Raw genomic sequence first — 26,556 nt, forward strand, 5'->3', positions numbered from 1 at the left:
AGTTAAATATTTACAACATGTAATGCTTTTATACTGAATCCATTTCTGCCCGGATCAGTTGTTCCACTTCCTTCATATTGCGGCAGCCGATTAACTGGCGCGGATTCAGAGTCAGTCTGAAACTGTGATTTATCCGGCTGGTAATCTCTTTTACATGCGCAGGGCGTAATCCGAGCTGGCTGAATGGCCGGGTATGTTCAATAACTATTGTCTGTTCGATATTCAGCGTATCGCGGTAAATATGTTCTAATTGTTCTCTTTGGCGGATAACTGCATCAGCACACTGCCCATTCGGATTGATTGTGATACCGGATAATGTCTGATTTAATATGGAATCAATATTTTCCAAACCCTGATCAGCCAGTTGCTGACAGACGCTGACCAGAACTGCGAGAAAATCGTGAATGATGGCTGCATCAATGGCAGCCTGTGCAAAATCAATATTAAACAGCAATGCGCCATCATCACTGAGCATAAAGCGAATATCTATCGCTACCTGTGGTGTCTGAGTTAACCCGTTAACATAATGAACTGCGCTACCCGCCGGTAACACCGGCCACGATAATCCATTAGTAATAACGATTGGTAAAACCGGTGCTTCACCATGCTGCTCAAATAGTAATCTTGCCAAGTCCACACCGGAAAAGGCCAGATGCTGCAAACCGTCCAGCATATCCTTTTGTAATTTAGCCGCCTGTTCGATAAATCCGGTTGCAGATGACCAGCAGACCACAACAAAAGTGGATTGATTGGAGAATTCACCCTCATACAGCGGCAAAACCGGTACCGCTGCCGACAGCAGGCCGGATGTCTGCTGCCAGCGATTTAATACCGCCAGAATCAACGCCATCAATAAGGAATTTTTAAAGAGTCCCTGCCGTAAACCTGACTGACATAATTTATCGAATGTCTGTGCAGGCAATACGGCACTTTGTCGCTGATAGGGTGAAGTTTCCAGTGTTGCTAAAGGTTGTTTCCAGGGTAATTGCGGGATGCTTGTAACAGGCTGCAACTGTGCCTGCCAGTAGGCAAGTGCTGTGTTATAAGTCTGACTATCCGGTTGCTGCCTGTTTTCAGACAGCAGTGGCGCCTCTTTCAGCTCCGTATCTGTGAATAACTCACACATCAGCGCTGCAATAGACCGTCCGTCAAGAATCAGCGCATCAAAGCGCGCAAAGACAATAAACTGTTGTGCGGATAACTGAAAAAGTGTGATATCCCACGGCGATTCCTGTAAATCAAATATTTCCTGCTGATAACGCCGGCGAAAACTGTCAATTTTTTCGGTAGCTGCTGCCGGCTCTTCTCCACACAGATTGATTTCAGTTAAATTAATAATTACCTGCGGATTTACCCACTGTACACAACGCCTGACATCAATATAGGTTCTTAAGCTGGCATGATGCTGTACCATATCAGCCAGACGCTGCCTGAATGCGGGTAAATCCAGGGTTCCGGTATATTCGCGAAATTCCTGCATCGCCACACCGCCAAGCGCAAAAGCGGTACTTCGGCCGGACAAATAAGATTTTTGCAGAGAGTTTAAAGGGGTGGCTTTTTCATCAGGCTCGGTAATATTCAGGTACTGATTCAATTCAGTCAGCGGGCGTGAAAAATATTCCGGCTGCGCGATCAATGTATTCAGCAGAGTCAGAAAACGTTCAAATAGTCCGTTTACCCATGTATCGGCTAATGCATCCAGACGAATATCCCAATTAATGAGTAAATCATTATTTAGCTGCACAAACTGTGCATCCAGTGCCACCTGCGGCCCCTGTGAAATACACCAGTCCATACTGCCAAAATATTCATGTACCTTGGATGAGAACAGATTTTTTTCAGGTAAATCAACTGCGGCAGTAAATACTACCGGTGCGATTTGCGGCGTAGCATGATGACGTGACAAACGCCGCATTACATTGACACCACTGAATTGCCGGTGATCCAGACATTGCCGCCATTCAGTCGCCAGACGCCGGCAAAAAGTTTCCAGATCAGGCTTTTCAGTCATATCAACATTTAACAGCACCAAATCAGCAAAATCACCAATGGTTCGGTCAATATGAGGCAAAAGCGGTTCCCGCCAGAAAAACGGCACATTAAGCCGGTAAGCACGATCATGGGTGACTTTGCCCAATGTATAGGCAAACAACCCCAGTATCAGAGCAGAAAAGGTTAACCGCTGCTGACGGGCAAACCGGCGTAACAGTAATGCCTGCTCTGCACCGATAATTGCACTTAAGCGTGTGCTCTGTGCTCCGGCCGGGGTTGGTTGCTTTAAAGGTAAAGCAGGCGCAGGTGCGATAGTTTCCATGCGTGACAGCCACCACTGGCGAGCACGCTGTTGCTGTTGGCGTTGGTACAGATCCTGCTGAATCCTGTTGCGCCAGTCATAAAAAGATGGCGGTGAAGGCAGACAGACGGTACTGTCTGCGTAAAACTGAGCCAGATCCTCCATCAGAATCCGGAAGCTGGAAGGATCAACGGCAATCATATCGGCATCTATATGCAGGCGGAAAACCTGATTACCCAGAAGGCTGACAGAAAAACGCACTGTCTGTCCTTCATCCAGACTGAGTTGCTGATGTGTCCATTGCCGGCGTTTGTCTTCAAGTTTCTGTTGCTGCTGCGCCTCAGATAAATGTAAAAAATTATCTATTTCCAATACATTTTGCGGTGGTGTATCTCTGATTCTTACTTCACCTTCAGCATTCAGTTGCAAACGTAACAGTTCATGCCGCCGGTACAGACATTCAATTGCCTGCCTGAGCCTGTCTGAATCCAGCTGAGTGCCATTGAATTCGGTATACAGATGCGCAGCTACACCACCGAGCATGGCCTCATGTACACGCCCAAACCAGCATGCAGACTGCATTGAAGTAAGTTCACACATTATTTCTTTACTCTGTTGACAAATTTACGATTTTTGACGATGATACAGGTAAATGAAAATGATTACTAGTTTCATTTAACTAAAATTTATCACTACAGCAAACCGTAATTAGCAACCCTGAACAGACCATCAGAAAAATGTTGGATGATTCAATTTATTTTGATTAATCAATATTTTTGTCTGATTCAGCTGGTTTAACAGATAGAAAAAAAGGCTGATAAGATGATTAGCTATACACACTGGCCTGAAGATTTAGCCCGGAAATACCGCCAGAAAGGTTACTGGCTGGATCAGCCGTTAACCCGCGTGCTGACACAAACTGCCAGACAGTTTCCGCAGTCAACTGCCATTATCTGTGGTGAACGGCATTTCAGTTATGCGCAGTTAAATCAGCTTTCCGATAATCTGGCAGCACGACTGAGTGCACAGGGCTTTGGCATAGGTGATACTGCACTGGTGCAGCTACCTAATATTGCCGAATTTTATATTGTCTTTTTTGCTCTGCTGAAAGCCGGTATTGTGCCTTTGAATGCACTGTTTAATCATCGTCAGCATGAATTAAAGAGTTTTTTCAGCCAGATTAAACCCCGGCTGCTGGTGGCTTCACGTCATCATGAAGTATTCAGCGGAAATGATTTTCTGACTGAACTGACTGCTTTACAGCTGGCACCGGCTTTAACTTTAATGCTCAATGCCTTTGCTGATGATGAAAGCCTGCCAGACTGGTATACCACTGCGCAATCTGATATCTGCCATTATGCTGCTACGCCGGCAGATGAAGTGGCTTTTTTCCAGCTTTCCGGCGGCAGTACCGGTACGCCGAAACTCATTCCGCGTACGCACAATGATTATGATTACAGCGTGCGTGCCAGCGCCGAAATCTGCGCTCTGAATCAGCATACCCGATTACTTTGTGCCATGCCGGCAGCACATAATTATATGCTGAGCTCACCCGGCGCTCTGGGTGTATTTCATGCCGGCGGATGTGTGGTAATGGCGGCAAGCCCCGAACCTCTGAGCTGTTTCAGCCTGATTGAACAGCATCAGGTGACCATGGCTTCGCTTGTACCCAGTGCCGTATCTATGTGGTTACAGCATGCACCTGAGCAACTGGAAAAGCTGCACTCACTACAATTAATTCAGGTAGGCGGTGCCAGTTTTCCGGAATCAGTGGCACGACAGGTATTAAATGTTTTCGGCTGTCAGTTGCAGCAAGTATTCGGGATGGCGGAAGGGCTGGTGAACTATACGCGGCTGGATGACAGCGAAGAGCTTATTGTCACCACTCAGGGGCGTCCTATCAGCCCGGATGATGAAGTAAAAGTGGTGGATGAAAACGGTGACGAAGTGCCTGCCGGAGAAACAGGTATGCTGAAAACACGCGGTCCCTATACTTTTCGCGGTTACTACCAGAGCCCTGAACACAATACACAGGCTTTCGATACAGAAGGCTTTTATTATTCAGGTGATTTGGTACAGCGTAACAGCAACGGATACCTGAAAGTGGTGGGACGGGTTAAAGATCAGATTAACCGCGGTGGCGAAAAAATTGCTGCTGAAGAAATTGAAAAACTGATGATTACCCATCCTGATGTTACCGAAGCCGCACTGGTGGCTATTACGGATGAACGTTTTGGTGAAAAGAGCTGTGCATTTATTGTGTCACAGAATCAGCACTTAACTGCTCTGAGCCTGAAACGCCATCTGCTCAATCTGGGTATTGCTCATTACAAACTGCCTGATCAGGTATGCATTGTTGATAGCCTGCCGCTTACTGCCGTCGGCAAAACCGACAAAAAACGCTTACGTGAAACCTTTCAGCAAAATCCTGCCTGAAATAATTATCAGAATGAGAAACGAGAAACAGCATGACTATCAAACAAATCGATGATTATCCGATGCCTGCTCTGGCACAAATTCCGCAAAACAAAACCAACTGGGAAGCTGATACTGCGCGCTCTGTATTATTAATTCATGACATGCAGAATTATTTTCTGAATTTTTATCAGCAGGACAGCACACTCATCCGGACAATGATAAAGAATCTGCAAAGTTTGCGCAGCTGGGCGGCCCAGCAACAGATTCCCGTGGTGTATACCGCCCAGCCGCATCAGCAGCATCCTCAGCAACGGGCGCTGCTGAATGATATGTGGGGTGCGGGTATTACTACTGCACCTGTTGAAGAGCAGAAAATAGTTGACGCCCTGACACCACGTCCGGAAGATACTGTACTGACCAAATGGCGTTATAGCGCTTTTCAACGTTCAGATTTACTGACACACATGCATAACTGGCAGCGTGATCAGCTGATTATCGGTGGTGTTTATGCGCATATCGGCTGTATGCTTACCGCTGCAGAAGCATTTATGCAGGATATTCAGGTATTTTTTGTAGCTGATGCACTGGCTGACTTCTCAGCGGAGCAACACCAGCAAGCACTGAATTATGTTGCCGGCTGTTGCGGGCAAGTGACCACTACAGAGGCATTGTTACCGGCAACAAATAGTCTTACTCGTGCATGGCTGACACAAAAAATTCAGACTTTACTGGAAATACCGGAAGAAACCATTAACCCTGAAGAGAACCTGATTCTCTACGGTCTGGATTCTTTACGCATTATGCAATTTGCCGCAGAACTGAAACAGTATGACATCAATATTGGCTATGATGTACTGGGTCAGCAGCCTTCACTAAACAACTGGTGGCAGCTCATCGAAAAACAAAATAAAACTGTTTCAGCCTAGCATTGGCTGCAAATAATTAGCCGGACGCTGCATACAGCTTTAGGAACATAAAACATGACTGACTTAAATCTATCCGGCAAGAGCATACCGCCCGGTCTGGCTCATCAGTGGCGGGTAGCCCTGCCCGGGCTGATAAGCGGTACACTTGCCGCTGTAATTGCCGGTATCGCCATGCTGGCAGGGCTATGGTTTATCATTAAATTTATCGATAACATGAGCTGGTGCTGGCTGAATTATGCACTGGTCAGCTGGCTGCTGGCCGCATTGTTTACGGCCTTGTCCTCATGGCTGGCACATCAGGCAGAAAGCCGCTTTGCGGCGGCTTTACGCCGGACAGTGGCACAGCATTTAATCCGCCTGCCGTCCAATATACTGGCTAAACAGAATGAGCAGACACTTAAACAGCTGCTAACCGATGATGTTGCCAGTTTGCATCATATGCTGGCTCATTTACCCGGTGAGATTGCCGTATTCACGGTTATTCCGCTTTTATCCATCGGTATCCTTATTTATTTTATCGGCATATCGGCAATATGGGTATTATTACCCGGACTGATTGCTTCGGTTTATTATCTCATTATCATACCGCGCATGACCCGGCGTGACGGTACCGCACGTATGCAGGTAATGCTGGATATTATTAACAAGGCCGATGAATATGTACGCGGGATTCCGGTTTATCGTATTTACGGGCAGCATTCCAGCGCATTAACTGCCTATACAGAAGCAACTGAAAAATTTACCCGCAATATGGTGCACTGGGTAGCCAAGGCGGCCACGCCGGCAGCCATAGCCACTGCTATGCTACAGGCAGTAGCGACATTTGCCATTGGCTACTGGGTCAGTTATACACAGGACACCACTACTCTGGCTGCCACTCTGTTATTCAGTCTGGCCATTGTGACACCCGCATTACGTCTCGGGCATGGCATTGATTACATCAGAGCCGGACGCGCTGCTGCCGGTCGTCTGACCGAATTTTTACATCAGCCCTTATTACCGGCCGGAACCATAAATCATCTGCCGGAGCCGGCAGTATTATCTATGCATGATGCAGTTTTTTCTCAGGAAGAACAGCCGGTTTTACGCAAACTCAGCTTCACATTTCCCGCCGGTGCCATTACCGCTATTACCGGCCCCAGCGGAGCAGGTAAAACCACTTTACTCAATGCATTAGCCGGATACATACCATTGACATCCGGAACTGTTCAACTGAGTAAGACCGATCTGTCTGCATTACATGACGACACCCGCCACCGGCTGATTCTGTTTATTCCGCAAGGATATGATGTTTTAGACAATACGATTCGTGCCAATCTGGCCTTAACTGCTCCAGATGCCAGCGATGAAGTCATGCAACAGGCTCTGGCCAGAGCCAATCTGAATCTGGATTTATCAACACCTGCCCGTACCCTGTCCGGCGGAGAAAAACAGCGTATCTGCATTGCACGGGCTTTTCTCACTCAGGCAGAAATTATCTTAATGGATGAGCCTACCAGTGCGCTGGATGATCAGAATACCCGGGAAATATTTCAGGCTTTGCAGGAACTGGCTCATACTGCGTATAAAACCATTATCATTGTTACTCACCAGCCGGCTCTGGCCGATAAAGCCGATGCAAAACTGGTACTGGAAGCATTAAGGAGCGAGGCATGAATACAGCAGCCGGCAACAAACACTCCCTTTTTGAAACCATACCGACCGCCACCAGACCCCGCCTGATTGCTGTCAGTATCGGCTGGATACTGGTTGCCGTACTGGAAGCATGTGCTTACACCATACTGGCTCTGGCTATAGTAAATCAGCAGTCGCCACTGTGGGTAGTGATTAGTGCTGCTATTGCCATAGTGATTACAGTACTGGTTACCCGTAACGGCTTTCTTACCGGCGTACGTCTGGCCGGAGATTTATTTGCCGCACTGGGGCGTTCTCTGTCCAGCGCTAAATTGTCCTGGTTTAATGACCAGCGCCGTGCGGTTATCAGTAAAACTGCCGGACAGGAAATTCCGAATTTCATGAGCATTCCGGCGCATCAGTTGCAGACGTTTTTACATGCGCCCTGTCTGCCCCTATTTATCTGTCTCGGGCTGGCTTTTGTTGCCGGTACAGGCATCATGTTAGCTGCACTGGCGATGATATTGCTGTCCTTACTATTACAAGTATGGGCACAATATGCTTTAAATAAAACTGATGCACAACGCCATCAGACCGAACTGGACAGCACCACGGCAACCATTGAACTGGTTGAACACCTTACTCTGCTGCGTACAGCCGCAGGTTCAGCTCATGCGCTGGATACTATCCAGCAGCGCTGGAGCACTCAGGAAAACCTGCTAAGCAAAATTAACTGTAGTGCAGCCAGTGCAACGCTGATAGCTACTTTAGCTAATGTGCTGCCCATGGCAGGTATGGCGGTTTATTGTATTTTGTCCGCTCAGAACGATGAATACCTGATACTGGCTGTATTATTACTGATGGGGCGCGCCGGCGCACCATTAAGCGCACTGGCTACTGCCGGTCTGAGCATCAATGACTTAATCAGCTCACTGCGCCACTTTCAGCAACTTACCCATCCGCCGGTACTGCCTGAAACAGAAGAAACGTGCACTCCGAAGCATGCACAGTTATCTTTGCATAATCTGAACTGTATCACCGGCTCGACAACCATTAATCAGGAGATTCCCGAAGGTGCACGCTTACACGTCGCTGGCGTTAGCGGCAGTGGCAAAAGTACCTTGCTGCAACTATGCCTGCGCTTTGATGATCCGGCTATGGGTGAAATCAGATTAGACGGCATTCCACTGCCTCAACTGTCTTATCAGACACTGACAGACAATATGGCTTATGTGGCTCAGAACCCGATTATTTTTACCGGCACTCTGGCAGACAATATCCGCATCGGCCGTTTTGATGCCAGTGACGCCGAAATCGAAGCTATTGCCAGACAATGTATGCTGGGAACAGTTATCGACCGGACGGATGAAGGCATTCACCAACATGTCGGCCAGCAGGGCTCTGCCCTATCCGGCGGCGAACAGCAGCGCGTAGCCATTGCCCGTGCTCTTATCAAGCATGCGCCGATACTGATTCTGGATGAAGCCACATCAGCACTGGATGAAAGCACGGAACAACAACTGATTGATACTATACTCAGCCAGTCCCGCACCCTGATTTTTGTGTCGCATCGCAGTGCGGCTCCGTGGCAGCCTACCCTGACTCTGGATTTATCGCCGGATATGACATAAACACCAGATATGATTCAGACAAATACTACTGATTAGAGCCATATCTTAAAATACAGGCTATGCATGTCATTTATATCAGACCCGGGCAGAACAGACTGCCGGCAAAACACTTCTGCCGGCAGCAGAAAATTGCTATTGCCGGTGAATGATTCGCCTGCATTATTCAGTCATCACACAATCAGCATCGGCAATAACACCATTCACCAGATATGCATGCCATTAGCCGACACAACGGTTTTGCATAAAATTGGTCAGATACATAACATCTTTCTGCCGGACAACATCAGACAAAGCCGGCACAAACGCCAGACAGAATTTGTAGCCGGCCGGCTGGCGGCAAAATATGCATTATTACAGTATGATTACAGCAACTTTAATCTGAAAACAGGCTCACAGGGACAGCCGCTTTTTCCTGAATCCTTACAGGGAAGTCTGAGCCACACCAGCAATCAGCGCCAATGTCTGGCTATTGCCTGCGTACAGAAAAAACAGCCGACACACCGCTTTCTGGGTATCGATATTGAATACCGGCAGCACCAGAGTATTATGAATGAGCATAAATCCACTCTGACCCTGTTTCTCCGGGCGGCCGAATTACGCTATATAACCGAACACAGTACTGACCTGCCGCTGATGGCGCTGCTGCTTTTTTCAGCTAAAGAAAGCATTATCAAAGCATGGTTTCATCAATATCAGAAACTGATTAATTTTACTGATATAGCTTTCCAGTCGTATCGTCATTCATACCTGAATTTCCTGATTGATTCACCGCTTACCCATGCAAATCCGCAAACAGCAGAAGTTTATTTCCATTGCACAAAAGAAAAAATAATAACCATTGCATATATCTGAAACAGTTTGTGGCTGAATTTTGCCCAGAACAGAAAATTTTTCTGTATTTTTATTATAATTATTGATAATGATTACTATTTGCATTAATATAAACAAACTTACATAGCCTGATTTATCTAGACTTTTCATTACATACAACCCGCATCTGTCTACAGGTAATAAAATGACGATTACAGAATCAAGCGCTGTTTCCCGCTCTCCTATTCAATCTCAGGATCAGTTTGCCTGTTTTGCAACCAGACAGCATCACATCAGTGCCAGACATCTTATCCACAAAATACATATGCCGGTTAATCAGTCCGAATCCTGCAATCAGCAGATTGCCGACTGTTTTAATCACATCAAAGCACAGGGATATGCCAATCCCATTCTTATTGCTGCTATTCCATTTGATACCAGAAAAAACGGCACCTTAAACTTTTACAGTGAATTTAATCAAACTTCACCAGCTCACTTTGAGCACAATACTGCTTCAGCAGGCAAAACAGCAAACTCCCTTATCCGCAAAAAATCATTGGTAGAGCGTCAGGCATTCGAACACAGTGTTCAAACAGCTTTAAGCGCTATGGCGGATAAACAGATGCAAAAAATTGTGCTGTCGCAGGCAACAGAATTTGAATTTGCCCGGCAATACAGCCCGGAGGATTTACTGAATATCCTTATCCGGCAAAATCCTGATGCCTATAAATTTATGATTCCTGTGGAAGAAGACCAGTATATTTTTGGTGCCAGCCCGGAATTACTGTTATCGCGCCAGCAGCAACAGGTACGCAGTAACCCGCTGGCCGGCTCCCGACAGCGCCCGGCCATTCCGGAACACAACAGCCAGACGCAGACAGAACTTTATCAGTCGGCTAAAGACAGGCATGAACATCAGCTGGTTATCGATAATATCCGGCATAAGCTCAGCAGCTATTGCTCAGCATATCAGGCATCAGAAATACCCGAAATTTTAACTACATCAACCATGTTTCATCTGTCATCAGTCTTTCAGGGGCAACTGAAAGCCGATGCGCCCGATGCACTTAATCTGGCACTTCATCTGCACCCCACACCGGCCGTTTGCGGCACACCAACGGATATCGCCAGAGACTTTATTCTCAATCATGAAGGCTATAACCGTCATTACTACAGCGGACTGAATGGCTGGATGGATGCCAGCGGTAACGGAGAATGGGTCGTTACTATCCGCAACGGCTTACTGAATCACAATATTATCCGCCTGTATGCCGGAGCAGGCATCGTTGAAGGCTCAGACGCAGCAGCAGAATGGTTTGAAACCGAAGCCAAAATGCAAACTATGCTCAATGTATTTCAGCAACAGTAACATTATCTGGAGAAACAACCATGCAGCAAGCCATTATCGTTACCGGTGCAGCCCAAGGTATAGGGGCTGCGATTGTTACCAAACTGCTCAAACAGCACTATCATGTTATCGGAATCGATAAACAGCCCTATTCGCCGAGCTGGCCGGTACAACAGATGATTGAAGCCCAGTATCAGACTTACTGGACAAGCATTAGTCAGGATATCACTGCTTTCGAAGAAACCCGCATATTACTCAATACCCTGATTAATCAATACAATATAACCGGTCTGGTTAATGTGGCCGGAGTATTAATTCTTACACCATTGCTGAGTGCCACTGAGGCACAATGGCAAACCAGCCTGAATGTTAATCTGCTGGCGCCCATATTCATCAGCCAGCATTTAGCCGCACATTTCCGGCAGCAGCGACAAGGCTGTATTGTTACCGTCAGCTCTAACAGTGCACGCATGGCGCGCACTGAGATGGGTTTATATGCCACCACCAAAGCAGCACTCAGCCATTTCTGCCGCAATCTTGCTCTGGAAGTTGCCCCGTATGTCCGGGTTAATATCGTTTCACCGGGCTCTACCCTCACAGCGATGCAACAACAATTATGGACCGACAATGAACCACCGGCCGGAATACTGGATGGTGACTTAACACAATATCGTCTTGGCATTCCTCTCAGAAAACTGGCTCAGCCGGCAGATATCGCCAATACCGTTTCTTTCCTGCTCTCTGAAGAAGCCGCACAGATCACTATGCAGGAAATTGTTGTAGATGGCGGGGCAACACTGGGCGTCTGATTCGCTTTAAAGAAAACAGATAAAATACGATTTTTATTTTAGTTTTTCTTATGGGTAAAATATGACAATGCGCTAATGAAACGACATGATAAAGGTTATAATGTCGTTTCCGAGTGATTATCTTTAATATATTCCAATATATCAGCCGGCTGGCAATCCAGATACTGACAGATTGCCTCCAGCGTAGCCAGCCTGATACCTTTTACTTTTCCCTGTTTAAGCAAAGATAAGTTTTGCTCGGTAATACCAATAGCAGCAGCCAGCTCTTTTGATTTCACTTTCCGTTTAGCAAGCATAACATCTAAATTTATTCTAATCGGCACATTAAACTCCTGTTAAATAAACTGCTTATTTTCTTCTGCAATCTGGCATGCTTTTTTTAGTATCTGACCGATAATCATAATACTGATAGAAGGGAATAACAGAATTAAATCACTACTTTCAAATGATATCGAAATATACCGATCCGGAAAATGATTATTAAGCGTTAAGATAAACGATAGCAGAGGCTCTGAGAGCAATTGTAAAACTTCCCAAATCACCAAAGCTTTACCAAATGCATAACAGTAATTTGCTGATTTCACAGAAAAATAATCTGCTTTACTGTAGCTTAAAAACAGCAATCTGAGCTGAACGAAACCATAAGCCAGAATCGCAATGATTATGGTATCAATTAAGGTAGCAGAAACTGCCTGCCATAGAGAAAGTCTGGATATATCAATATCAGCATTACCATCACCCATACTATGAGTAATAAAAAATGAATATCCTCCGGAATTCAGTCCGATATTATGAATATCAAAAAAATAAAATAATAAAGGAGATATCATTCCGATACCTATACAGAATATAGGAATCAGGGTTAACTGAGACATTAATTTGCAATAACGGTTCAATCGGGAATGTGTTTCAAGCCTTACAGTGTTCATGTTTAGTACCTTTTTATAAAAATATAAAAACCAGGCATACAATATCATGTAAATTTAAATTTAACAATAAAAAATTAAAATAAAACGATAATAATTTATTATATAAAATTAATTATTATAATTATTCATCAACCAGATAAAACAACAGCCGGCTTTTATATCTAAAATGAACCAAGCCTGTTCCCTGCTGATACAGAATTAATCTTCAAATAACCATTAAACCGTTACAGAATAAAACAATCATTTAAGTGGTCGGTTGCATTATCAAATGTTATAAAAATAATCAGCACCGGCGATGATAAATATATTGATTTAACATAATCGAAATAAAAACCAGATTAAAGCCAGTAAAAATATTTTTGCTCAGACTTCTATTCAGTAAATACAAATTCAGAAACCGAGAGAGGGGACGGGCAATCAAGAATTCTTAAAACTATAAAAACAGACTTGTTAAACAGTATAGAATACTGGCTTTAGCATATGATTATTTAATTATCGTGTCAGATAGCTACATGTTTGAATGAATGATCGAAATCTGATTCTGAGTTTAGTCAGCATATTCGAAATCTGCCATGTGGAAAGATTTATCGGAGAAAGTCCATAATGCCTAAAGCTTTAGCCGGAATTTTATTTGCACTATCAGCAGCCGCACTAAATGGTTCTATAGGTATTATTAGTAAATTACTGATGGCCAGTGGACTGAATCCTTATGAAATAGCGTTTTATAAAACGTTTCTGGCTTTGGTTTTTGTTTCGCTACTCTTGATACGTACTCCATTTGCCCGGCAAATTCAGATAGTTGCCCCTGTATCAGATAATAATATAAAAATCTGGATGCATATTGGTCTGTGTGCTCTGTTTGGAATATTTACTTTGTTTTTCTTTGAAACAATCGCTTACGGGCATGGCAGTGCGGCGAATGTAGTCGTAATACTCATGGCTTCAGCTACGATAGCTGCATTAGTTTTCGGCTGCTTATTATTAAATGAAAAAATTAAAATATCAGCCGTTTCCGGTGTTGCTATTGCAATCGCCGGCATTAGCGTTATTTCATGGTCTGGGCAGGCCTCATTATTGTTATTGATATTTGCCAGTGCCGCAGGAGCCGGTTACGGGTTGTTTAGTGTATTGGTTAAGAAATTCGGTTTACATGGTGGTATTTATCTGACCAGATTTTTATTATTGTTTGGTCTGATCTATCTGGCTATACCCTATTTAGCAACCTTCCGGCAAAACCCTTTTGATTTTCACTGGCAAACCGTCACAGGGCTGATAGCTTTGGCCATTTTACCTACTATTCTGGGATTTTACTGTACTACCAAAGCACTTGGTTATTTATCCGCTGCTCAGGTTCAGGTAACTGAATTAGCTGAGCCAATATTTGCCATGCTGATGGGCTGGCTGATTCTGTCTGAATTACCTGACTATGCTTTTTTCCTCGGTGCTCTGTTAATTATTATCGGTATTATGCTGATTAATGATGTATTGGGTTTATTAAAAACTTATTTTTTAAAAAAATAAAAGTTAGCAAAAGGTAATCACTCTTTTGTTAGTTATCATATCTTTAATCAAAAAATCTGCAATGCTGATACCTTGGCAGAAAATACACTATTCATAATTCCACCTTTAATATATTTTTTATTGATGTTTTATACCATTCACTTTTATTTATCACCCTGAAAACCAATTTTCTTTAAAGATAAAAAAACAATCTATAATAGTATTAATTCAGTCAAAAAAATAAACTAGTTGATTCATTCTAATATATAAATTAATTTTGATTTGCAATGTACAGATTTAATAGATTTCTCCCGCAAGAATTAAAATTCGTTCTGAAGAAAACTGAAAAGTTACACTCTTATAATATTAATCTATGCTATTACAAATAAGATATTGAACCAAACAGAGCGGTTTAATATCATAATGCTGATTATCTAAATAGCATTATGTTATTGATAAACGTATGGATGCCTTATTTAATATACTACAAAGAACATTAATCAAACTTGATGATATATCATTACTTTTCTCTGAATGTCGAGAATTTTATGGTATTAAGGATTGTCAATCTGAATCAAAAGAACTCATTAAAGAAAGATTGATAAACAATGATTCAATCATTTTTCTAGCCTACGATAATTAAACAGCATATGGTTTTATACAGTTTTATTTTTCATATTCTTTTTTAGCTATATCACTCACTATCATTTTAAATGATTTATATATTATAAAAAGCCACAGAAGATGCGGTGTTGTCACCCAATTAATGGAAAACTAAGAAACTTCGCTAATAATTCTGCCTATAACGGCATTCCATTATGCACATCAATCGATAACTTCAAAGCCAGAGTTCTGCATGAAAAGTCAGGTTATAAAATTGATGATCAATTTGTTTACTATTTTTTAGAGCAAGATAAGACATGAGATATGAAAATTTATGATTTAACCGGCTAATTTGTTCGTCTTGCTTTCTTATCTCTGCTGAGTTGAATTTAAATTTTCTTAAATCCAAATTATTTTTTATCTTGAATATCCGTTTTAAATAATTTGTAAATATCAAATATTTCTTTTTCTATTATTCACAGCCATAAAATGGCACTGTTAACTGTTTCTCTCTCATTTTTATTCTTTATTTTAATTTTTACATTAAATTCTTACGTTTTAAATTAATTATAAATAAGTACATTTATATTTTTTCATGTTAATTCTATATATTTAATATTAATTATTCAATTTGCTCATACCTTTGTATTAAAAAGTTACAAGATTAAGTTAATCGTTTATCTATTCTGAAAATATTGATAATTAATAATTAAGAATTTATAAGCTTTTATTTTTCAAGCGTATCTTTTTCATTAATTGGATTTAACGCTGGGTAAACCTTTGTCATTGTTTATTCCGGAAGATTATTTCCTGAGTCGGTTATCTGCTGATACAACCGTCAAGATAAGCAGATATTTTACAGCCGAGTAAGCAGATTCAAATTGTAGTACAGGGGGTTGGATTGTTGGTTTTGTAACTTTAATCAATCAGGAGAAAACCTATGAACAAGGTTTATCGGAATGTCTGGAATGAAAATACCCAAACATGGGTAGCCGCATCAGAGCTGGCGAATAGTAAAACCAAATCAAATACTGTTTGTGAACAATCAATAGTTAAAAAAATTATTAATAAGCTAGGACTGAAAAAAATTGTTAGCGTAACAATAACAGCGCTGATTTTAGAATGGCAGGCTATTGCTCCAGTATATGCAGCTAATGCGGCAATTGTCGGCGGCAATAACAGCGGTACAGTTTGGCCGGGTGGCGGCTATCAATATGGCGGCCATGGTAGCATGGTATTCTCGGGTGATGACGACCATTGTGGTGCAGACAGAGTTAATGGTCGCAGAACCGTTTCAGACGGCATTACAGCAAAAGATGAATACTTACGTTTCATTAGAAATACTGCGTTTGCGAACGGTCGTCCGTACGGAAGCGTAACTTCTAACAAAGCAGAAGCATGGAGTGATGAAGGTAAGACCGATGGCGGAACCGGTTATCAGGCCGCCCCTACCGGCGGTGATAACAATGCAATGCCTGTAGCTTATGGTATTTATTCTTTTGCCTATGGCTGCGGTTCTTACGCTACCGGGAATTATTCCACTGCATTCGGAGCTAACGCAACTGCAACTGCGGGCGGAGCAATGGCTTTCGGCGTAGCATCTCTGGCTTCCGGCGCTGCATCAATTGCCTTTGGTATAAGCTCTCAGGCAACTGGTATTTCCAGTGTGGCTCTGGGCTCTATGGCTTCTTCAAATGGTACCGGCAGCGTAGCAGTTGGTTTAAGCAGTGCTGCAAATAAAGATGCAGCGGTTGCTTTGGGTACCAGTGCAACTGCATCCGGTAACAGCAGTGTGGCAGTCGGTAATGCAGCACAGGCAGCTGGCGATCAGAGTATCAGTATTGGCGCGGGTAATCAGGTCAGCGGGCGTAAATCCGGGGCAATCGGCGGTGTACAAAGCAATGCCACTTTCAAGGATGGTGAAATAAGTGCAGCCCCGAGCAACCCAACCAATACCAATATTACCGGTAACAACACTTATTCTCTTGGTAACGAAAACGGCACAATTGCTGTTGATGATTCTGGTGTTTTCGGTAATAAAAATACCATTAGCGGTACAACTGAAGGCGTAAATAATATCCGTATTGTTGGTAATAACAATACTGTTAGTTCAGCCAAAGATTTGGTTTTTGGTAATGATAATACTGTTAGTTCAGCCAAAGATTTGGTTTTTGGTAATGATAATACCGTCACGGCCACTCGTGGCCTGATTCTGGGCAATGATAACACGGTTAATGCCGATCGTGGCTTAATTATTGGTAATAACACAAGTACAGGTGCCAATGCTACTGATGCAATTGCTATTGGTAATTCTGTCAGCGTTAGCAATGCCAGTGGTATTGCAATAGGTACCAATGCTACGACTATTGTAGACACAGGTGTCGCTCTGGGCAGCGGATCAGTTGCCAATATTGAGAAAGGAAAAACCGGCTTTGACCCTACTGGTACAAATTCTGCTGCGAATAATCCGACCTGGACCAGCACCGCAGGTGCTGTTGCTATTGGTAATACAGGCAGCGGAATAACCCGTCAGTTAACCGGTCTGGCAGCAGGTACAAACGATACCGATGCGGTGAATGTGGCACAGATGAAAAATCTGGCCAGTGTTACAACCACCGGTTTAAGCTCGTTGTCTACTGCTGTAAGCAAAGTCGGTGATATGAGCAATGTTAATAGTAATATCAGCACACTGAACAGCAATGTTTTAGCTTTACAGTCTGATGCGCTGCAATGGAAAAACAATGCCGATGGTTCCGGTGCCTATGATGCCAGCCATGGTACCACTCAGGCGCAGAAGATTACTAATGTGGCTGCCGGTCAGTTGGCAGACGATTCTACTGATGCTGTCAATGCCAGCCAGCTTTATCAGGTATCTACTTCTTCTGCTAGTGGTATCACTTCTTTATCTACCGCTGCTCTAAACACCACCGGTAAACTGAATACGGTAAGCAGTAATGTTTCTGCTTTGCAGTCTGATGCGCTGCAATGGAAAAAGAACACAGATGGTTCCGGTGCCTATGATGCCAGCCATGGTACTAATCAGGCGCAGAAGATTACTAATGTGGCTGCGGGTCAACTGGCAGACGGTTCTACTGATGCAGTTAATGCCAGCCAGCTTTATCAGGTATCCACCTCTTCTGCTTCCGGTATCACTTCTTTATCTACCGCTGCTCTAAACACCACCGGTAAACTGAATACGGTAAGCAACAATGTTTCTGCTTTGCAGTCTGATGCGCTGCAATGGAAAAATAATGTTAATGGTATTGGCGGATTTTATGATGCCAGTCATGGTACTAATCAGGCACAGAAAATTACCAATGTAGCTGCCGGTCAGCTGGCAGACAATTCTACTGATGCGGTCAATGCCGGTCAGCTTTATCAGGTATCCACCTCTTCTGCTTCCGGTATCACTTCTTTATCTACCGCTGTGAGCCGTGTCAGTGATATGGCCAATGTAAATGGTAATATCAGTACACTGAGCAGCTCTGTTGCTGATTTAAAATCTGATGCACTGCAATGGAAAAAGAATGCCGATGGTTCCGGTGCCTATGATGCCAGCCATGGTACCAATCAGGCGCAGAAGATTACCAATGTGGCAGATGGTCAGCTGGCAGACAATTCTACTGATGCGGTCAATGCCGGTCAGCTTTATCAGGTATCCACCTCTTCTGCTTCCGGTATCACTTCTTTATCTACCGCTGCTCTTAGCACTACCGGCAAACTGAATACGGTAAGCAGCAATGTTTCTGCTTTGCAGTCTGATGCGCTGCAATGGAAAAAGAACACCGATGGTTCCGGTGCCTATGATGCCAGCCATGGTACTAATCAGGCTCAGAAGATTACTAATGTGGCTGCCGGTCAGCTGGCAGACGATTCTACTGATGCTGTCAATGCCAGCCAGCTTTATCAGGTATCTACTTCTTCTGCTTCCGGTATCACTTCTTTATCTACCGCTGCTCTAAACACCACCGGTAAACTGAATACGGTAAGCAGTAATGTTTCTGCTTTACAGTCTGATGCGCTGCAATGGAAAAAGAACACAGATGGTTCCGGTGCCTATGATGCCAGCCATGGTACTAATCAGGCGCAGAAGATTACTAATGTGGCTGCCGGTCAGCTGGCAGACGGTTCTACTGATGCAGTTAATGCCAGCCAGCTTTATCAGGTATCCACCTCTTCTGCTTCCGGTATCACTTCTTTATCTACCGCTGCTCTAAACACCACCGGTAAACTGAATACGGTAAGCAACAATGTTTCTGCTTTGCAGTCTGATGCACTGCAATGGAAAAATAATGTTAATGGTATCGGCGGCTTTTATGATGCCAGCCATGGTACTAATCAGGCACAGAAAATTACCAATGTAGCTGCCGGTCAGCTGGCAGACAATTCTACTGATGCGGTCAATGCCGGTCAGCTTTATCAGGTATCCACCTCTTCTGCTTCCGGTATCACTTCTTTATCTACTGCTGTGAGCCGTGTCAGTGATATGGCCAATGTAAATGGTAATATCAGTACACTGAGCAGCTCTGTTGCTGATTTAAAATCTGATGCACTGCAATGGAAAAAGAATACCGATGGTTCCGGTGCCTATGATGCCAGCCATGGTACCAATCAGGCTCAGAAGATTACCAACGTTGCAGACGGTCAGCTGATAAATGGTTCTACTGATGCGGTTAATGCCGGTCAGCTTTATCAGGTATCTACTTCTTCTGCTTCCGGTATCACTTCTTTATCTACCGCTGCTCTTAGCACTACCGGCAAACTAAATACGGTAAGCAGCAATGTTTCTGCTTTGCAGTCTGATGCACTGCAATGGAAAAACAATGCCGATGGTTCCGGTGCCTATGATGCCAGCCATGGTACTAATCAGGCTCAGAAGATTACTAATGTGGCTGCCGGTCAGCTGGAAGACAGTTCTACTGATGCAGTTAATGCCAGCCAGCTTTATCAGGTATCCACCTCTTCTGCTTCCGGTATCACTTCTTTATCTACCGCTGCTCTAAACACCACCGGTAAACTGAATACGGTAAGCAACAATGTTTCTGCTTTGCAGTCTGATGCGCTGCAATGGAAAAATAATGTTAATGGTATCGGCGGCTTTTATGATGCCAGTCATGGCACTAATCAGGCACAGAAAATTACCAATGTAGCTGCCGGCCAGCTGGCAGACAATTCTACTGATGCAGTTAATGCCAGTCAGCTCTACCATTTATCCACCTCTTCTTCTACCAGCTTTAACTCATTGTCTACCGCTGTGAGCCGTGTCAGTGATATAGCCAATGTAAATGGTAATATCAGTACACTGAGCAGTTCTGTTGCTGAATTACAGTCTGATGCGCTGCAATGGAAAAAGAATACCAACGGCTCTGGTGCCTATGATGCCAGCCATGGTACCAATCAGGCGCAGAAGATTACCAATGTGGCTGCTGGTCTGATAAATGAAAATTCTACTGATGCGATTAATGCCGGTCAGCTTTATCAGGTATCTACTTCTTCTGCTAGTGGTATCACTTCTTTATCCACTGTTGCTCTAAGCACTACCGGTAAACTGAATACGGTAAGCAACGATGTCTCTGCTTTAAAATCTGATGCATTGCAGTGGAAAAGTAATGTAGACGGTAGCGGAGCTTATGATGCCAGTCACGGAACTAATCGTGCGCAGAAAATCACCAATATTGCTGCCGGTCATATAGATGAATACTCTACTGAGGCAGTCAATGCTGCTCAGTTTTATCAGCTATCTACTTCTTCATCTACCGGACTGAGTACATTATCATCCACTTTAAATCGTGCTGGTGATCTCACGAATGTTAACAGTAATATCAGTACATTAACTACTAAAGTGAATGATTTGGTTATTGATGCTCTGCAATGGCATGGAAATGCAGATGGTTCCGGTTTTTACGATGCCAGTCACGGAACAAACCGTGCGCAGAGAATCACCAATATTGCCGCCGGTCAGGTTAATGAACATTCTACTGATGCGGTCAATGCTGCCCAGCTCTACAGCTTATCCACAACGACTTCAACCAGTCTGAGTAATTTGAATGAGGCAGTAGCCACTACTGGTAATATTGCCAATATCTCTCATAATGTCAATGTTTTAAATGACCAGGTAAGCACTCTGCTCGGTGGCGCGCTGCAATGGAAAAGTAATGCTGATGGCTCAGGCTTTTATGATGCCAGCCACGCAACAAGTAGTCCGCAGAAAATCAGCAATGTAGCAGCCGGTGTACTGGATGAGCATTCTACTGATGCAGTCAATGCCGCTCAGCTCTACAGCTTGTCTACAATCACATCGACCAGTCTGAGTAATCTGAATGAAGCGGTAGCTACTACTGGTAATATTTCTACTGTTGCCAGCAATGTTTATGTTATGAATACTCAAGTTAGCTCTCTGCTTAGTAATGCGTTGCAATGGCATGGAAATGCTGATGGTTCTGGTTTTTACGATGCCAGCCATGGAACATCCAGTCCTCAGAAAATCAGTAATTTAGCGGCCGGTGTACTGGATGAGCATTCTACTGATGCGGTTAATGCCGCCCAGCTCTACAGCTTGTCTACGACCACTTCAACCAGTCTGAGTAATCTGAACGCAGCGGTGGCCAATACAGGTAATGTTACCAACATCACTAATAATGTTACTCAGCTAATGGCTGATGCCCTGCAATGGAAAAAAAATACCGATGGCTCAGGTGTTTATGATGCCAGCCATGGCACCACTCAGGCGCAGAAGATTACTAATGTGGCTGCCGGTCAGCTGGAAGACGGCTCTACTGATGCGGTTAATGCCAGTCAGCTTTATCAGTTATCCACCTCTTCTGCTACCAGCTTCAGCTCACTGTCTACTGTTGTAAGCCGTGCCGGTGATCTGACCAATATCAATGGTAATATCAGTACAGCAAACAGCAATATCGCTGCTTTACAGTCTGATGCGCTGCAATGGAAAAAGAACACCGATGGTACTGGTGCCTATGATGCCAGCCATGGTACCACTCAGGCGCAGAAGATTACTAATGTGGCTGCCGGTCAGCTAGAAAACGGTTCTACTGATGCAGTCAATGCCAGCCAGCTTTATCAGGTATCCACCTCTTCTGCTTCCGGTATCACTTCTTTATCTACCGCTGCTCTAAACACCACCGGTAAACTGAATACGGTAAGCAGCAATGTTTCTGCTTTACAGTCTGATGCGCTGCAATGGAAAAAGAACACCGATGGCTCTGGTGCTTATGATGCCAGCCATGGTACTAATCTGGCGCAGAAGATTACTAATGTAGCTGCCGGTCAGCTGGCAGACGGTTCTACTGATGCAGTTAATGCCGGTCAGCTCTATCAGTTATCCACCTCTTCTTCTACCAGCTTCAGCTCACTGTCTACTGTTGTAAGCCGTGCCGGTGATCTGACCAATATCAATGGTAATATCAGTACAGCAAACAGCAATATTGCTGCTTTACAGTCTGATGCGCTGCAATGGAAAAAGAATGTCAATGGTAACGGCGGCTTTTACGATGCCAGCCATGGCACCAGTCAGGCGCAGAAAATTACCAATGTGGCTGCCGGTCAGCTGGCAGACGGTTCTACTGATGCGGTTAATGCCGGTCAGCTCTATCAGTTATCCACCTCTTCTGCTACCAGCTTCAGCTCACTGTCTACTGTTGTAAGCCGTGCCGGTGATCTGACCAATATCAATGGTAATATCAGTACAGCAAACAGCAATATTGCTGCTTTACAGTCTGATGCGCTGCAATGGAAAACCAATACCGATGGCTCTGGTGCCTATGATGCCAGCCATGGTACTAATCTGGCTCAGAAGATTACCAATGTAGCTAACGGTGATCTGACGTATAACTCTACCGATGCTGTAAATGGCAGCCAGTTATCTACTACTAATTCCAGTCTGAGTATCGTTTCCAGCTCAGTACACAAAGTGAACGATACAGTAAACAGATTGGAAAAAGACAGCTTGCAATGGGTACAGGAAGAGAATGGCAACAGTTATTATGATGCCAGCCATGGTGTTACCAATGCCCGGTATCGAATTACCAATGTTGCAAACGGTTTACTGGCACCTGATTCATCTGATGTAGTGAATGGCAGCCAGCTATATACTACAAATTCTAGTATTAATGCTGTATCCACTTCGGTAAATTCAGTAACTGCTGCTGTAACCAGACTGCAGGACAATACTCTGCAATGGAATGGATCTGCCTACGATGCCGGCCATGGTTCTACTATGGCGCAGAAAATCACCCGCGTAGCCGAAGCTGATTTAGCCCCGGATTCCACCGATGCTGTCAATGGCAGTCAGCTAAATCAGACTAATTCGAGGGTAGGCAGCTTAAGCTCTACTGTGGCAAGTCTGAATGATAGCCTGAATAAGACCAATACGCGGATTAACAGTATTGCTGAATCCACCTCCAGAATTTCCGATAATTTGTCTTCTGCTACAGATAAAATCAATGATCTGGATCAGAATGCCCTGCAAATAAATGGTGAAAATTATGATGCAAACTATAAAAAAATCACCAATATTACAGGCGGAAAAATTGAACAAGGTTCAAATGAGGCAGTAACAGGCGGTCAGCTGTTTACCACCAATGAGAAACTGAACACCGTTTCCTCTTCTGTAGGTAATCTGACTGGCAGACTGAATGGTGCTATTGACCGTCTAGATACAGTTTCCGGCGCAACAGCTACGCTGTCGACCAGCTTAGCAGAGGTTAATACCAGCATCAGTACCCTGCGACGCGATGCACTGAGTTGGAATGGTAATGCTTATGATGCCAGCCATGGTTCCGGTGCTGCCCAGAAGATTACCAATGTAGCAAACGGTACAGTGAGCAATAGTTCTACCGATGCCGTCAATGGCAGCCAGCTGTATAATCTGTCCACCTCACTGAGCAGCAGTCTTTCCATTGTGACTGCCGGTAACAATACCGGACTCTCTACTACCAACAGTAATATTTCTACTTTGTCTAGTAGTCTGAGTTCTGCGGTGAATAACATCAGTAATCTGCAACGCGACGCACTGCAATGGAATGGTAATGCTTATGATGCCAGCCATGGCTCTGGCGCTGCCCAGAAGATTACTAACGTGGCCAACGGTACACTTAGCAGTGGCTCTACCGATGCCGTTAACGGTGACCAGCTGTATAATCTGTCTACCTCACTGAGCAGCAGTCTTTCCACTGTGACTGCCGGTAACAACACCGGACTCTCTACTACCAACAGTAATGTCTCTACTTTGTCTAGTAGTCTGAGTTCTGCGGTGAATAACATCAGTACCCTGCAACGCGACGCACTGCAATGGAATGGTAATGCTTATGATGCCAGCCATGGCTCCGGCGCTGCCCAGAAGATTACTAACGTGGCCAACGGTACACTTAGCAGTGGCTCTACCGATGCCGTTAACGGTGACCAGCTGTATAATCTGTCCACCTCACTGAGCAGTAGTCTTTCCACTGTGACTGCCGGTAATAATACCGGACTCTCTACTACCAACAGTAATATTTCTACTTTGTCTAGTAGTCTGAGTTCTGCGGTGAATAACATCAGTAATCTGCAACGCGACGCACTGCAATGGAATGGTAATGCTTATGATGCCAGCCATGGTTCCGGCGCTGCCCAGAAGATTACTAACGTGGCTGCCGGTCAGCTGGCAGACGGTTCTACTGATGCAGTGAATGCCGGACAGCTATATAGTATTTCGTCTTCCATCATTAGCACTGTATCAAGCTCAGTTGATCAGGTAGTTACTGAGAGCAGGACAACGATAGAAACGATGAACAAAGATATCAAAGCTGCTCAGGATGATATTAAAACTGCTCAGGATGATATTAAGACCTCAAAACGTTTGATTGACGAATTGCAGAAGAACTCAGTGCATTTTGATGATGGTACAACAGCCTTCTCAAATCAGCTGACTCGTGACGCAAGCAACGAAAGAACCATTAGTGGAGTTGCAGACGGACGAGTAGACGCAACATCTAATCAGGCAGTAAATGGTCGTCAGCTCTATTCACTGTCCACTTCCACCTCAACCAGTCTGTCCAGTCTGCAGGATCAGCTTCACCTTGCTTCCGGCACCATACCGGCAGGAATATCCACAACATTGAGCTCATTACAGCTTAATGCCCTGCAATGGAACGGGTCAGCTTACGATGCCAGTCATGGCTCCGGCACTGCCCAGAAAATTACCAATGTTGCTTCTGGTGATACAGGCCAGAATTCAACAGAGGCAGTAAATGGCAGCCAGCTGTGGCAACTGAAAAATGAATGGAAACAGGATTTACAAAGTCTTTCCAGCTCAGTGGATAGCAAGCTGGCACAAAACAGTGGTGGCGGTAATGCTTCTGCGATCAATGAAGCAACTGAAAAAGCCAATCAGGCTATTTCGGATACCCAGAGACTGTCTGCTTCAACAGCTGATGCCCTGTCTGCAGTAGCAGCCAGCCTGGGCGGTAATGCCAGCTACAACCCACTCACCAGAGCCGGCACAGGTGGTTTCACTGCACCAAGCTATACAACCAGCAATGCTGATGGTACTGCGGTAACAGCCAATAACGTAGGTGATGCCATTAACAATCTGTATAACGGTGGCAGCAAATATGCAAAAGTTAATTCCACTCAGGCTGTGGCTTCAGCAAGCGGAAGTGATGCTATTGCTGTAGGCGGTGCAGCAGCTGCCAGTGGTAAGGCTGCTGTAGCTATTGGTTCACAAGCAACAGCCAGTGCAGAAAACGGCGTTGCTATTGGTAATCATGCCAGCGTTACTCAGAATGGCGGAATTGCGCTCGGAGCCAACTCTGTGGCCAATACGGCAGCAGGTATTAATGGCTACATTCCGGTTAGTGCTACGGCACAACAGGCAAGAGCCATTCAGGCAACCACCAGCACTCAGGCCGCTGTGTCTGTTGGGGACGCTGCCAATGGTGTTTACCGTCAGATTACAGGTGTCGCTGCCGGTACTGCCGACACCGATGCAGTCAATGTGGCGCAGCTGAAAGGTGTTAATGCCCGCATGGAAAATATCAACCGCTACGTCAATGATGTTAACGACCGCGTACATCGTGTAGAACGGCGTGCCTATTCCGGTACTGCTCTGGCCATGGCACTGTCTGGTGCTTATCTGCCGCAGTTAAATGCCGGTGAACAGACAGTAGGTGTAGGCATGGGTTCATATCATGGTTATGCTGCAGTTGGTATTAACTACAAAGCCACAAACAATACCGGTAAATTCTCATGGGGTGCAGGTGTCTCCACTACCGGACGTGAAACCGGCTTTAATGCAGGTATAGGCTATAAGTGGTAATTATCAGATAAATAGCTTCAAAATCGGGCATACACAGGTATGCCCGATTTTTTTTGCTGAAAATAACAAATAAAAGCACTGAGAGATGGCATTATCCTAATACTGAAGACTAAATTATGAAATATCAATTTTTTTAGTTTTATCAATTCGCTTCTAATACCAATAAAACAACACTTTAAAAATAAAACTCTTAACCATTAACAAAAAATATTGCAAATACACTAAATCGAAGAATATGCAGTCGGTTTCTGTTTATTATCCATTTATATTATTCAATAGTCATCAAAGCCAGTTCAGCGAATATGGCTACAGCTAAAGATATTCTGTCCTGTATACAATAATTAATTTCACAATCGTCTGATTA

Annotated in this window: 12 protein-coding genes; 9 read left to right on the forward strand and 3 right to left on the reverse strand. The window is 44.3% G+C overall.

The features are described from left to right. Positions 1–28 precede the first annotated feature (28 nt). Positions 29–2,893 (reverse strand): condensation domain-containing protein, encoded by a 2,865-nt coding sequence (locus GYY70_RS10540; protein ID WP_174832337.1) that lies wholly within the window; start codon positions 2,891–2,893, stop codon positions 29–31. Positions 2,894–3,115: 222 nt separating this feature from the next. Here GYY70_RS10540 and GYY70_RS10545 point away from each other — a divergent pair, with 222 nt between their 5' ends. From GYY70_RS10545 to GYY70_RS10575, 7 genes are all read left to right on the forward strand, one after another. Beyond that, entirely contained in the window at positions 3,116–4,729 is a 1,614-nt protein-coding gene (locus GYY70_RS10545) for a (2,3-dihydroxybenzoyl)adenylate synthase (RefSeq protein ID WP_174832338.1), read from the forward strand. A gap of 32 nt (positions 4,730–4,761) precedes the next feature. Then, positions 4,762–5,637, forward strand: a complete 876-nt coding sequence (locus tag GYY70_RS10550) for an isochorismatase family protein (protein WP_100116382.1) — start codon at positions 4,762–4,764, stop codon at positions 5,635–5,637. A 54-nt stretch (positions 5,638–5,691) separates the two neighbouring features. Next, positions 5,692–7,293 carry an ABC transporter ATP-binding protein gene (locus GYY70_RS10555; RefSeq protein ID WP_174832339.1) on the forward strand — a complete coding sequence of 534 codons (1,602 nt, stop codon included), beginning with the start codon at positions 5,692–5,694 and terminating at the stop codon, positions 7,291–7,293. Beyond that, complete coding sequence (locus tag GYY70_RS10560; RefSeq protein WP_174832340.1) at positions 7,290–8,882, forward strand: ABC transporter ATP-binding protein; 1,593 nt, start codon at positions 7,290–7,292, stop codon at positions 8,880–8,882. The genes GYY70_RS10555 and GYY70_RS10560 overlap by 4 nt, the downstream gene beginning before the upstream one ends. 63 nt (positions 8,883–8,945) lie before the next feature. After that, positions 8,946–9,734 (forward strand): 4'-phosphopantetheinyl transferase, encoded by a 789-nt coding sequence (locus GYY70_RS10565; protein WP_174832341.1) that lies wholly within the window; start codon positions 8,946–8,948, stop codon positions 9,732–9,734. Between the two features lie 163 nt (positions 9,735–9,897). After that, entirely contained in the window at positions 9,898–11,061 is a 1,164-nt protein-coding gene (locus GYY70_RS10570; RefSeq protein ID WP_174832342.1) for an isochorismate synthase MenF, read from the forward strand. A gap of 20 nt (positions 11,062–11,081) precedes the next feature. Then, positions 11,082–11,849, forward strand: coding sequence for an SDR family oxidoreductase (locus tag GYY70_RS10575; protein ID WP_084548229.1), 768 nt, complete (start codon positions 11,082–11,084; stop codon positions 11,847–11,849). Positions 11,850–11,944: 95 nt separating this feature from the next. Here the strand turns inward: GYY70_RS10575 and GYY70_RS10580 are convergent, their stop codons facing one another. Together GYY70_RS10580 and GYY70_RS10585 are read right to left on the reverse strand one after the other, a co-directional pair. Continuing rightward, positions 11,945–12,145: a helix-turn-helix transcriptional regulator gene (locus tag GYY70_RS10580; RefSeq protein ID WP_180214759.1), complete on the reverse strand. Its 201-nt coding sequence runs from the start codon at positions 12,143–12,145 to the stop codon at positions 11,945–11,947. 39 nt (positions 12,146–12,184) lie between these two features. Beyond that, positions 12,185–12,778: a DUF2975 domain-containing protein gene (locus tag GYY70_RS10585; RefSeq protein WP_157784911.1), complete on the reverse strand. Its 594-nt coding sequence runs from the start codon at positions 12,776–12,778 to the stop codon at positions 12,185–12,187. Positions 12,779–13,381: 603 nt separating this feature from the next. Between GYY70_RS10585 and GYY70_RS10590 the strand changes: the two genes are divergently transcribed. After that, a complete protein-coding gene (locus tag GYY70_RS10590; protein ID WP_174832343.1) occupies positions 13,382–14,299 on the forward strand; it encodes a DMT family transporter in 918 nt (305 codons plus the stop codon). A gap of 1,522 nt (positions 14,300–15,821) precedes the next feature. Next, complete coding sequence (locus GYY70_RS10595; RefSeq protein WP_174832344.1) at positions 15,822–26,192, forward strand: ESPR-type extended signal peptide-containing protein; 10,371 nt, start codon at positions 15,822–15,824, stop codon at positions 26,190–26,192. Positions 26,193–26,556 lie beyond the last annotated feature (364 nt).

This window comes from Snodgrassella sp. ESL0324 (assembly GCF_013344955.1).
Classification (GTDB): domain Bacteria; phylum Pseudomonadota; class Gammaproteobacteria; order Burkholderiales; family Neisseriaceae; genus Snodgrassella; species Snodgrassella alvi.

What these genes read in the sequence shown, in the direction of transcription:
- GYY70_RS10575 (WP_084548229.1), top strand. Translation starts at nt 11,082, where the DNA reads ATGCAGCAAGCCATTATCGTTACCGGTGCAGCCCAAGGTATAGGGGCT.
- GYY70_RS10590 (WP_174832343.1), top strand. Translation starts at nt 13,382, where the DNA reads ATGCCTAAAGCTTTAGCCGGAATTTTATTTGCACTATCAGCAGCCGCA.
- GYY70_RS10570 (WP_174832342.1), top strand. Translation starts at nt 9,898, where the DNA reads ATGACGATTACAGAATCAAGCGCTGTTTCCCGCTCTCCTATTCAATCT.
- GYY70_RS10555 (WP_174832339.1), top strand. Translation starts at nt 5,692, where the DNA reads ATGACTGACTTAAATCTATCCGGCAAGAGCATACCGCCCGGTCTGGCT.
- GYY70_RS10565 (WP_174832341.1), top strand. Translation starts at nt 8,946, where the DNA reads ATGTCATTTATATCAGACCCGGGCAGAACAGACTGCCGGCAAAACACT.
- GYY70_RS10550 (WP_100116382.1), top strand. Translation starts at nt 4,762, where the DNA reads ATGACTATCAAACAAATCGATGATTATCCGATGCCTGCTCTGGCACAA.
- GYY70_RS10585 (WP_157784911.1), bottom strand. Translation starts at nt 12,778, where the DNA reads ATGAACACTGTAAGGCTTGAAACACATTCCCGATTGAACCGTTATTGC.
- GYY70_RS10595 (WP_174832344.1), top strand. Translation starts at nt 15,822, where the DNA reads ATGAACAAGGTTTATCGGAATGTCTGGAATGAAAATACCCAAACATGG.
- GYY70_RS10580 (WP_180214759.1), bottom strand. Translation starts at nt 12,145, where the DNA reads ATGCTTGCTAAACGGAAAGTGAAATCAAAAGAGCTGGCTGCTGCTATT.
- GYY70_RS10545 (WP_174832338.1), top strand. Translation starts at nt 3,116, where the DNA reads ATGATTAGCTATACACACTGGCCTGAAGATTTAGCCCGGAAATACCGC.
- GYY70_RS10540 (WP_174832337.1), bottom strand. Translation starts at nt 2,893, where the DNA reads ATGTGTGAACTTACTTCAATGCAGTCTGCATGCTGGTTTGGGCGTGTA.
- GYY70_RS10560 (WP_174832340.1), top strand. Translation starts at nt 7,290, where the DNA reads ATGAATACAGCAGCCGGCAACAAACACTCCCTTTTTGAAACCATACCG.